At 41.2% G+C, this 11,495-nt stretch carries 12 protein-coding genes; all 12 read right to left on the bottom strand.

What is annotated here, in order from left to right:
- Positions 1-381: 381 nt before the first annotated feature.
- Complete coding sequence (locus VSQ61_RS22040) at positions 382-1,182, bottom strand: Rpn family recombination-promoting nuclease/putative transposase (protein ID WP_334346482.1); 801 nt, start codon at positions 1,180-1,182, stop codon at positions 382-384.
- Between the two features lie 29 nt (positions 1,183-1,211).
- Positions 1,212-1,667, bottom strand: coding sequence for a RhuM family protein (gene rhuM / locus VSQ61_RS22045; RefSeq protein WP_334346483.1), 456 nt, complete (start codon positions 1,665-1,667; stop codon positions 1,212-1,214).
- A 227-nt stretch (positions 1,668-1,894) separates the two neighbouring features.
- The gene (locus tag VSQ61_RS22050) at positions 1,895-3,490 is read right to left on the bottom strand and encodes a recombinase family protein (RefSeq protein ID WP_334346484.1); all 1,596 of its coding nucleotides are present in this window, start codon (positions 3,488-3,490) and stop codon (positions 1,895-1,897) included.
- Positions 3,483-5,198 (bottom strand): recombinase family protein, encoded by a 1,716-nt coding sequence (locus VSQ61_RS22055; RefSeq protein WP_334346485.1) that lies wholly within the window; start codon positions 5,196-5,198, stop codon positions 3,483-3,485. Before VSQ61_RS22055 ends, VSQ61_RS22050 begins: the two co-directional genes overlap by 8 nt.
- A 2-nt stretch (positions 5,199-5,200) precedes the next feature.
- Entirely contained in the window at positions 5,201-6,967 is a 1,767-nt protein-coding gene (locus VSQ61_RS22060; protein ID WP_334346486.1) for a recombinase family protein, read from the bottom strand.
- Positions 6,968-7,102: 135 nt separating this feature from the next.
- Positions 7,103-7,375 (bottom strand): DUF6870 family protein, encoded by a 273-nt coding sequence (locus tag VSQ61_RS22065; protein ID WP_334346487.1) that lies wholly within the window; start codon positions 7,373-7,375, stop codon positions 7,103-7,105.
- Positions 7,376-7,488: 113 nt separating this feature from the next.
- On the bottom strand, positions 7,489-7,854 hold the full coding sequence (locus tag VSQ61_RS22070) for a type II toxin-antitoxin system PemK/MazF family toxin (RefSeq protein ID WP_334346488.1): 366 nt from the start codon (positions 7,852-7,854) through the stop codon (positions 7,489-7,491).
- Positions 7,855-7,974: 120 nt separating this feature from the next.
- Positions 7,975-8,205 carry a hypothetical protein gene (locus VSQ61_RS22075; RefSeq protein WP_334346489.1) on the bottom strand — a complete coding sequence of 77 codons (231 nt, stop codon included), beginning with the start codon at positions 8,203-8,205 and terminating at the stop codon, positions 7,975-7,977.
- A gap of 254 nt (positions 8,206-8,459) precedes the next feature.
- The gene (locus VSQ61_RS22080; protein ID WP_334346490.1) at positions 8,460-8,813 is read right to left on the bottom strand and encodes a helix-turn-helix domain-containing protein; all 354 of its coding nucleotides are present in this window, start codon (positions 8,811-8,813) and stop codon (positions 8,460-8,462) included.
- Positions 8,814-9,178: 365 nt separating this feature from the next.
- Positions 9,179-10,000, bottom strand: coding sequence for a hypothetical protein (locus tag VSQ61_RS22085; RefSeq protein ID WP_334346491.1), 822 nt, complete (start codon positions 9,998-10,000; stop codon positions 9,179-9,181).
- A gap of 22 nt (positions 10,001-10,022) precedes the next feature.
- Complete coding sequence (locus VSQ61_RS22090) at positions 10,023-10,667, bottom strand: hypothetical protein (RefSeq protein WP_334346492.1); 645 nt, start codon at positions 10,665-10,667, stop codon at positions 10,023-10,025.
- Positions 10,668-10,726: 59 nt separating this feature from the next.
- Positions 10,727-11,495, bottom strand: a 769-nt coding sequence (locus VSQ61_RS22095; RefSeq protein ID WP_334346493.1) for an RHS repeat-associated core domain-containing protein, incomplete at its 5' end; no start/stop codon positions are given.

Here is an 11,495-nt window from a genome sequence, read left to right on the forward strand (position 1 = left end):
TACTAGTACAACAGGTTAAATTTTCTAAAATCTACCCAATAACTGGAAGCTGCTATATAAGTCCAATGCGCCGTAACCCTCTCACGTCAAGCCTTTGCCATATATTTTTTTCACTTTTTTTACTCCAAAAGTCCGCAAAACCGCATAACTTCGTCAGGGTGATGGGAGATAACTGCTAAGTATCATGGAAATTGATGGTAAATTACTGTTATGTGATATTAACAGAAAAGACAAGGGTTCTTCTCTGGCTTTCAAACTATCTTATAACTTTTTTCTATGCAATACACTCTTGATATTCCATACTCTCCATTATATAGTATGGATTTACCCGCTTTCCCTGCAGTTCAAATTTTGAGTTCAGATAATATATGACTCTTATTATTAGTCGATAAAGTATTCCTCATATAATTTATTTCGATACAGTTTATCTTGTGTGACTCTAATTACATCCTGTGACCGCTTATCTTCCATTAATCGTGCAATCAGTTGAGATAGCCTGTCTTCACCTTTTTCAACACCTTTTTCAACATTGATCTGATCTCTCATCAGCAGCGTCATATACTCATGCCTCCATTCCCGATTCTGTTTTGCTTCTTTTACAGCTTCATCAAGTTCCTGAACAAAAGTATCATTGGTTGCTTTTCCGGCAGCGTAGTCTAAAAATGCTTTCAATTCTTTGCTGACATCATCCTTGTCACTGTCTGCGTTCAGGAAAATTTTTGCGGTTTCATCCCCCATGGAAATGCTGGAATCCTCTTTACAGAGATTCTCAAAGGTATAAATATGCCGTCCGTGTCCAAAAGCGTCTTCCAAACAGATAAAGATAATGAAACTGCGGTTCAGTGTTCGATAGGTCTGCCCTTTATCAATCAGCTGCAAATCTATTAAACTCTGATAGTACCTGCTCCTTTTCGGGAGTTCCCTGGTGTCACTGGCCTGCATTTCGATATTGTATACGATATTTTTATTATCTCTTACATAGACGTCGAGGCGGATGCTTTTGGCATCGGCATCTGGTTTGATTGCTTTTTGTAATTCCGGATATTCAATATGGTCTATTTTTAAATCCGGAAGAATTCTTTGCAGTAATTCCTGGCACAACCTGGGATTCTGCATGACTTTTCCAAACAGAAAGTCATTTGATATACCCAAATCTTCCCAATTTGTATGGCTGGCTCCCATTCATTTATCATCTCCTTTTTTTAATTTTATCATGCTTTTTGTCCTAATTCAATTGGAACTTCGGGACCATGAACTGCTCGTAGACAACCCCATATGCTCTTATAGATATCCGTTATCTTTTGATAAAATTTTCTCTCGCTTGCACGAATCTCCCTGATTTCATCAAGTAAATGTTCAAAATATTCCTCGTCAAATATCTGCCCATTTTCAAGACGCTTTTTATCCAACACATACCCCTGAACCGTAAATGTCTTTAACACCTTTGTCGCCCACTGCCTGAATTGGGTTGCACGAATGGAATTAATTCGATAGCCTACGGAGATAATTGCGTCAAGATTATAAAATTTCATCCTGTACTTCTCGCCATCGGAAGCAGTTGCCGAGGATTCCTCGGTAACTGCTTCTGCATCTAACTCTCCGCTGGCAAAAATATTTTTCAAGTGTAAACCAATATTGTCTGTTGAACAATCGAAAAGCTGTGCCATACTCTTTTGTGTCAGCCATACATCTTCATCGTGTACTCTAACCTCAATACTGTCTTCACTATTCTGTTTTGCAAATACAAGAAAGTCCGTTGTACTATTTCTGATCTGTATTTTTCCATAAAATCACCTAACCCTATTATGTCAACTTATCATTGGCCTTTGCCTTTATCACTTATATATCAGTATTGGAATGACACTAAATACAGTAAAATTGCACGCATATATTTCTACCTTGCTTCCCCTTGGCCGCTTCCCCTGTCCACACAGAAATTCCACTCTATCTCAACCCGCTTCCCCTTACAAACATACACTCTTTTAATAAAAGCATCAACAACCTCCTGCGTCAATTCCTCCATATGGGCATAACGGATGATCTGCTTCATATCTTCTTCCGCTTTCTGATATTCCTTTTCCAATCCGGCCAGTTTTCCGGATGCTTTCTCTTCCGCTGCGGATAAAGACGATAATTTTTTCGTCAGTTTTTCTGCTTTGCTCCGATACTCTGCAGCCGGAAGCTTCGCAAGTGCATATGTCTCATACAGGGCATCTTTCTGTGCCTGTATCTGCTTTTTCTCATGCCTGTATTCCTCCAGCTTCTTTTTCAACATATGGATACTCGATTTCTGAAAGGAATACAGATTCTCTCTCTGCTTCATGGCATTTCCTCTCAGCATCAATTCCTTATTCAGCATAAAAAGCACGGTTTCTTCCAACAGGTCCGCATTCATATAAGTACAGCAGTCCGGTATCTGTAACAGGGCGTGCTTCCTGCACTCAAACCGCCGGTATTTATTCTTTCCCCGGATCGGTTTATAGTTCAGGGAATATCCGCAGCCGCCGCAATACAATCTTCCGGTCAGCGGATGCTTCTCCCTGTTCCTTTTCGTGGAGTGTCCCGGCTGGAACGCTGAAACCTGTTCAAAGATTTCCTCCGAAATCAGCGGCTCATGGTGGGCCGGTATCACTTTCCAGTCTTCCCTTGGCACGGCCCTGCCGCTGCTGCTCCCTACGGACTTTCGGACGGATTTTCCGTATGCCATCTCCCCAAGATAAAAACGATTGTTTAAAATGGTTCTGACTGCCTGACTGCTCCATGTTTGAAGCTTTCCATCCTGCGGCTTTCTGCCGGGCTTACGGATCTGCATGATAGTCGGTATCTGTTCCTCGTAAAGCCGCTTCGCAATCTGCGTACTGCTTTTTCCCTCCAGGGCAAGGGAAAAGATGTGGCGGACAATGTCTGCTTCTCTCTCATTTACGATGACCGTATTTTTTACTTCCCTGCTCTTCTCATATCCGAAAGGGGCCTGTCCGAAAACGTACTCCCCATTCGCACACTTATTTTCAAAGGAAGCCTTTACCTTGACCGACACGTCCTTGCTGTATAAGTCATATAAAAGCGTCTGGAATGCCGTATCAATCTCTATGGTGCTCCCCTGATGCTCTCTGCTGTCGTAATGGTCGTTGAGGGCTATAAAACGGATGCCCATAAAGGGAAAGATCTGGTTCAGATAAGTCCCGATCTCGATATAGTCTCTTGAAAAACGGGACATGTCTTTCACAATGATACAACGGATTGTGCTTTTCTTTACCTCCTTTAATAATTTCTGCATACCCGGTCTTTCCATATTTGTACCGGAGCAGCCATCATCACAAAATTCCATGATTTCATATTTCGCAAGCTCGGAATCGTGATGTATGTATTCCAAAATCTGTTTTCTCTGATTCCCGATGCTGTTGCTTTCCTCTTTTGGCCCTGAAATGTCATCGGGAACCGTTTTTTTATCTTCTAAGGATAAACGCAGATACATGGCCAGCCTATTCATTGTCTCCCCCTTTCCTTATGAGAAAATTGTCCGCCGTGAACCTGAACAAAACTTCTATCCGTTTCCCCGGATAAACGTATATCTTTGAAATAAAAGTCTCAATCATATCTTTTGTCAAGTCCTTTCCGTTTTTCAGCTTTAAAAGGGCTTTTATGGCCGCCAGGTACTTTGCTTCAAGCTTCTCCTGCTCCTTTTTTTCTTTTTCCCATCCCTGCTGCTCTTTCCTTAGTTCCTCCAGTCTTTCCTCCTGCTTCAGCTTAAAGGAAACGTAATCCTTTTGGAGTATCTTCCCGGCACGATAATCCATGTAAACGCTCCCCTCTTCTTCATGGAAACGTCTTATTTTTCTTTCCGTCTCACTTAGACGCTTTTCTGTCCTTTTTACGGCTTCTGATGCCCTTTCTTTTCCATATTCCATGTAGTGCTTCGGCCTGTTAAGGAAAGTCTCAAATTCCATACGGATAAGAGACAGCAGGATATCTAAAAGTTCATTTTTCGATATGCGGTTTGATTCCGGGCACAGCGTAACCTTTGTCTGTCCTCCGTTCAGGCAGAAATATCCGTCAATCCTTGCCCTTTCCCCATCTGCATACTGCTTCACATTGGTATCCCGTGTCATTTTCCTGCCACACACTCCGCAATACAGTACATTGTCAAATATATTTTCCTCCAGGGGATAACCTTTGGCCGGATGAGCATGGGCCGCTGTCCTTGCTGTTATCCGCTGGCGTATTTCTGCCGCTTTCTCATACAATGCTTCCTCAATCAAGGGTTCCTGTGCATTTTTTGTGACTACCCATTCGTCCTCCGGCTTCCGGGTGCGGTTTTTCTCATTCCTTGCGGTAATGCTGCTTCTGCCCTGCACCAAGGTTCCGGCATAGGTCTCGCTTTTCAAAATCCTCTCCACCGAACTCTTATTCCATCCCTTATAATCGGATTCACTGCCCCCATGATATACCTCTTTTGTTTTCTTATACAAATAGGGAGGGTTGATACGCCTGCGGTTCAGTTCATCCGCAACTCCGGAATAATTTTCGATTTCAACAAATTTCTCATAAATAAACCTTACAATGGCCTTTGTGTTCTCGTCAGGCAGCAGAATCCGGCGTTTCTCTCTACACTCTGCCCGATATCCATATGGGGGTGCTCCGCCCACATAGGAGCCCTCCTCTCTTCTCTGCTTTAAATGTAGCTTTGCCTTTTGGGAAAAATCCTTTGCATACATGTCATTTACAAGATTCTTGATTTCAGAAGCCATCTGCTTCCTTTCATTTCCGTCCTTTCCCGTATCAAATCCATCCGCAACCGCAATAAACCTCACCCCCAAAAAGGGGAATATTTTTTCAATATAATTGCCTGCTTCCAGATAATTTCTGCCAAACCGTGACAAGTCTTTTACAATGACGCAGTTGATCTCTCCCAGACGGATGTCCTGCAACAGACGCAGAAAGCCCTCTCTCTCAAAATTGCTCCCGGTTTTCCCAAGATCGGTGTAGTACTCCACAACGTCAATCACTTCCCCTGTTTTCTGTCCGTTAAATTCCTCCACAAACTGCTTTGCAATCTCTATCTGGGTCTCGATGGATTCGTTCTTTTTGGTGTCCTGATCGGAGGAAAGCCGTGCATATATTCCCGCTTTGATCCTGAAAGCATCACATTTTTCTTCTGTCTTTTGGACTGCGGCTTTTCTTTTGGAGATTCTGCCCATGCTTATGCACTCCTTTCCTTATTTCTGTCCTGCTTTTTGGACATAGAGGTATGTGCCCCAGGGCACCCTCTCTTTGCCTTATCGGCAAATTCACCTTGCCCGTAGGGTGTTTCCTTATTCCTGTCCTGCTTTATTCTCTTGTTTACTTCACACATCATGCGGTACTGATTCTTATAATAGAACTCAATTTCCAGTCTTCGATCCTCAAATACCTCAATTTTCTTCACCATGCTGCAGAGGGTGTAACGGTCTATTTCTTTTATCTCCGCACTTTCCTGCACCATCTTTAACCGTGCTGCCGATGTGACACCGTTCTTGAACAGCTCTTTTATCATGTCCTCCTGCCTTTTCTGTGCCGCTTCAAACTCTGACGCTTTTCGCTTAAACTCCTCGTGCAGCCTTTCAAATTCTTCTTTTGTGACAACTCCCTGCCTTAAATCCTCGTGGAGTCCCGAACAAAGGGAAGTATACTTCTCCTGTTCCCCCTTAAGCCTGGCAATCTCCGTATCATAACGGATGATGGATTCAAAGTTGATCTCCATTTCCAAAGCCTTTTCAAACATCCGCCGTTCTTCCAAAAAACAATTGGCGTAATGTCTTATCATCTCCGAAACCAATTCCCTTAGCCGTTCTTCTTCCACGCTGTGCCTGGTACAGCCCTCGCCCCGGTTTTTTGTGGAACAGATATAATAGACTTTCTGGGTATCTTTATAACGGTTTACACGCCGAATCATTTGTTCCCCACAGTCTTTGCAAAACAAAATGCCTGTAAACAGACTGACTTCCTCGGTTACGGGGCTTACCCTGCTGTCCGTTTTCAGCAGGTTTTGGACAACCTGGAACTGGTCCTTGGATATGACCGCTTCGTGGGTGTTCTCCACCTTGATCCACTGCTCCTGGGGTTTTGCCACGCTCTTTTTCAGCTTGTAATTGATCTTCTCGCTTTTGCCCTGTACCATGTGCCCCAAATAGATTTCATTCGTCAGGATCCGCTTTACCGTGGAATTGCTCCACTGTGCTCTTGCCCCACCGGAAAATCCCCCTCTGTAATTGATGCCTGTAGATTTTTTGTATTCCTTTGGGGAGAGGATGCCCAACCCGTTCAGCTTTTTCGCAATCGCCGACACGGCCATCCCCTCTATCTTCCAGGCAAATATCTTCCTGACGATATCTGCCGCATATTCATCCGGTACAAGGCGGTTCTTGTTATTCGGTGCCTTTTTATATCCGTAAGGTACAAAGGCAGCAATGCACTCCCCGTTCCTCCGCTTTACTTCAAACTGGCTTTTTACTTTTGTGGATATGTCCCTGCAATAAGAATCGTTGATAAAATTTTTGACCGGAAGTACGATGCCGCTTTCTGACGGGTCTGCCTGAAAGCTGTCATAATGATCCGTGAGTGCAATAAAACGCACGGAAAGAGCCGGAAAGATTTTCTGAATGTACCTTCCGGATTCAATATAGTCACGGCCAAAACGGGAAAGATCCTTTACGATGACGCAGTTTACCTTTCCTGCTTCAATGTCGCTTATCATTCTTTTAAATTCCGGTCTGTCGAAATTGCTGCCCGAAAATCCATCATCAACATAGATATCGTATAGCTCCATATCCTGCTGTTTATGGATAAAGGCTCTGATTAGCTCCCTTTGATTTCCGATGCTGTTACTCTCGGATTTTAGACTGCCCTCCCTGTCTGTCACATCCCCGACATCACTGTCATCCCTTGAAAGACGGAGGTACATAGCTGCTAGAAACTGTTTTTTACTCATTCTATCACTCCTGACTTATGATTATTCCGTTGTAATAAACCATAAATCAAAAGCAACCACTGATTTGTCCCGATTTAAGGTTAACATAACTTTCTGATTCTTTCAAGACTTTTTTGATTTTTATTCAACTTTTATTCATATATAAATTTCTGCCAAATGCCTTAAATATTCTTCCATCTTATCGTCTATGGTCGGCCCCTCTTTTTGAAAGCTGACTTTTACCACATAGTCGCCGATGCGATGCACGAAAAGATTATTGGTCTGTTCCGCAAAAAGAGCCAGTTTTCTTTCAACCGGAAGTCTGGTGTCAATCTTAATGTCCCTGATATCCGTCAATGTATTGATATCCACCGTCCGGACATCCACGGCTTCCATTGCGTCAAGTTCCTCATCTGTTATACGAAACATTTGCTGCCCCTTTCCGGTTCTTTCTTACTATATCTATTCACTTTTCAGATTGTCCCATGATATATAATTTGCATGTAAAAAGCCGGGGTGTCCCCCGGCCTTCCATGTTTTTCTTAATTGTATTCATCAAACACTCCCACTTGTACCTGCACTCCCTGCGTGATCCGTTCAAGAGTCTCTTCACTCACGCTTCCCATATAGGCTATGATGCGGTCAAAGTTCAATGCCGTCACCTGCTCGCACAATGCGATGCTGTGCTGCTCCAGTCCCTCCGCCCTGTGGGCCGATACAAATACATGGGTGGGAAGATTCTGCTTTTTATAGATTTTTGTAGACAGCGGCACCACGGTAAGCACCAGGCTGTGCTTATTTGCCCTGTTGTTGCTGACCACCACCACAGGACGCATGCCGCCCTGCATACTTCCCTGATACTGCACGCCCAGATCCGCATACAGTATGTCACCTCTTCTTATTTTCACGAAAACATCCTCCTATCTGCCGACATTATCCTCTCATACGGAAAAGCCTTATCCCTCATCCGAAATTCCCAAGACTTTCCCGTATCAGAGGATAACATGGTGTTTCCACCACATTATCCCTTAAGTTTCCTCTGATAGTATAAACTCACTCTCGTTTCTCCCCGAACCGGGTAACATACACTGGGACGGCCCATCCCACGCTGCGTCCCCGTCATGCCCATCCGGACGGGAGCCGCAGAGAGCCACTTCCGAAAAATGCGTTTCGCTGAAATTCCGGTGCTGTTCTATCTCATTATCTCCGGCTGCCACTTCCGGTAGGCACAAACCTCTGCTTGGAACCTTCACGGGCACGGCACAGGATCTCCAAAGCTGTAAATAAAGCAGTATGAAACTGCCACTTACCTGCACGGACAATCCATGCCGAGGAACCTCGTCGCACGAAATGGGTTTCTGCCACCCTTACCCCACGGCCAAAGGCATTGCGGATAAAGGCGAAAATAAAATCAGGTGTATGCGTGTCCTATTTAACTGTGATTTTTTGTGGCTTTGTTAAGCCTGTAATTATCATAGACGAAAATGAGGTGTTTTCAGAGTGAACAAATCCGCTATTTGCGGCTGATATGTGCCACCACAAGACGATCCATGCCATCCGCCATTTCCTGCAGCATGTGTAAGAGATATTCTTTCTGCCCGTCGCTTCTCCCCTCCAGAATGCCCCGAATCCGTTCTTCGTCCGGCATTCTGTCTTTCTGCCCATATAATAAAAATGTTAATGGAATCCCCAGTGCATTGGACAATCTCAGGAAATTTTCCAGAGACATTGTTCTTTTTCCTGCCTCTACCCGTTTTATGGAATCAAGCGATAATTCGGCCCGTTCCGCAAGCTGGGCTTGTGTCAAGTTTGCTTTCTTTCGATAGAATCTCACGTTATCCGCAATGACGTATTCGTTATCTTTCATTTTTCGTTCTCCATTCTGTGTGTTTTTTGAAATGAAGAACAAGCCGGTGGGGACCGGCATTTGATTTTATTATGACCAAACACTTTACAAGGCTCCTGCTATTGTCAGAAACCTTTAAAGCCGTATCTGGTAACAACCTAAAGCTGCAAGTATCCGGATTCTGAAATGATTACCTAAAAACAAAAAATCTTTCTGACACTCTAAAACAGAGCTTGGAAAGATGGATGGTTTCAGGCACACAAATATACCCGTCAAAGCACTGTTTTTTTCTTTGACGGGAACTTCTTTGAAATATTTCCGTGTCTATTTTTATATTCAGTTTTTTCATGGGTTTATAGACGAACTATCTATGAGTGATTTATACATCATTTAGAATTTTCGAAAATAAACTTATTCCATATTTTTACTGCTTTATTTTCAAGGTTATATTTCAACGAAAATGACTTAACACATACTCGTTTAACCAATTTACATCCATATGAATATATTGTATTGTTATTGCCTCTTTTAATATCCAAAAAATATCCTACATCTAAATTCTTATCCATTAAGATTGGAATAATAGTATTCTTTACATTCCAAGTTTTCTCTTTAGTTATACTTCCTTTCGAATATTCTTTTACGGTTTCTCTGTTCACCCCATCAATTTGTTCCATATAAATAAATAAAAGAAAACAAACATTTGTCTCATTCTTTTTTCCTGAATTAAAACGGTTAGATTCACGTTGTATTGCATTTTCTATATCAAAATCATCTATCATTCGCACATAATAACAAATATGACTTTTGAAAAAGGAAAAAGAAGATTGCTTTTTTTTATAGTACCCTTCTTTTGTATATTTGAATCCGAGTTTTTGGAGTCTCTTTTCCAACGTATCTTTATTCGTCATAAACAATTTTGTCAATTCACATTCGTCATAAATTCTATCGGTTTTTCTAGCTTGTAACGCTATAAGATATGGATGAGCCAAAACTGCAAAAATTAAACATAATAAATCACATACTAAAAAACCACCAATAGCTATAACTGTTAAGATTCCACTAATTAGAAAACCCTTTTCTTGCAAAATCGCCATGAAAATTATTACAGAAAATCCCAAAACAAGAAAGAATATTGACCATGCTGCTAATATTTTACCCTTTCTTGTTTTTGCATTTCTTGTTATCTTTTCAACATAATTTACCATTATATATCCTTTCAATTAGTATTTAGTCTTTCAAATAAAACTTCTTTTTAGTATAATGCCCTTTTCTTTTTTGTTTCCAAACTATAAAAATAAAAATTAATGGCCACCATACCAATGCCAAAGGTACTAATATTGCCGACAGCCACTTAATCTTTGAAAGAAATTTTTTCTCCTGTTGTTTTTGATATATATAATCTTCATATTTTAAAAAATAAGTATCTCCACTAGAAATCTCAGCAACTTCAATTCTTTCCCTTCCTTCATATCCTTTATTTTCGTCTACTAATAAAGTAACAAAACTCCCCATTCCCAAAGCTTCAAATTTTTCTTGTTCAAAAGCCTTTATTCCATATGAATAAATCTTATATATCTTTCCATTATCCAGACCAATCGAAAAATATTCTTCGCTTTTTCGATGCTTTCCTCCTGTCCGATATACATACTTCCAACTAGTAACAAAGCCCTCCTCTATGATTAATTCTTCTTTTGGTGTAATTCTACCTTTAATAATCTGTTCAGTGTTAACTAGATCAAATATTCCAACATAAATCCCAATCAAAATATCTACCACTATAAAACCCCATAATATTATTTTTTTTCTTCTCATCCTCTTTTTTTCTAAGCGAGAAGCATATACACCTAAATAGGAATACTTTCTCCATTTCATTTTTTCTCCTTATGGGATATTCTCAAAGTTTAAAAACTTTGAGAATATCCCAATATACTTTAATTGCCAAGCACTCCTGCTATTAGCCTATTATTAGTTTGAGAACTATCTGAACCAGAAAATCTATCAAATATACCGTATATACCATTTGCAATAAGTGTATCTACAGTAGCTCTACCAGTTCGTGTTGCCAATTGCTCTATTACTTCTGATATATATATATCCCACTCAAAAGAACCAAATCCTCCTATTCTAATACTAGTAAGAGCTTCGGCCAAAGCTTCATTTTTTGTAGGACGCATTAAACTTGTAGATGTCATATATCGTGTAGGGAACCATTTTCCTGCAACCTTTGCAAGTCCAAAGTCCAATCCCCCTGCTAACAAAGTAGCTACAAAACTAGTTTTAGCCACTGTTTCTAATTTAGATACATCAGTATCCTCTTTACGTACTTTCATTACCAAATACTCTGCTGCTGTATCTATAAATGAAATACCTCCCGCCAGTGGTATTATCGGAATACCCGTCATTGATAAAGCACCAGTAGCCGCACCCGAAACAGTTTTAATTCCCAGTTCTCCCCAGGAAAAATCTTTTCCATCACCACTCTGCTCTATCAAATTTCCCACTAAACCTATTGTACCTCCTATAGCTGCACCAACTAAAATAATAGAAACAACAATTTGCCCATCTGCATCCATATATATAATTGGATTACTATAGCAGTACTGATACCAATTCAATCCATCCTTAACCGGATCCATCGCAAGCCAACTGCGGTTGTTAGCATCGTAGAACCTTGCTTCCGCAAAGTAGATGTCAAGGGTT

This window comes from Candidatus Merdisoma sp. JLR.KK006 (genome assembly GCF_036941035.1).
Taxonomy (GTDB): Bacteria; Bacillota; Clostridia; order Lachnospirales; family Lachnospiraceae; genus Laedolimicola.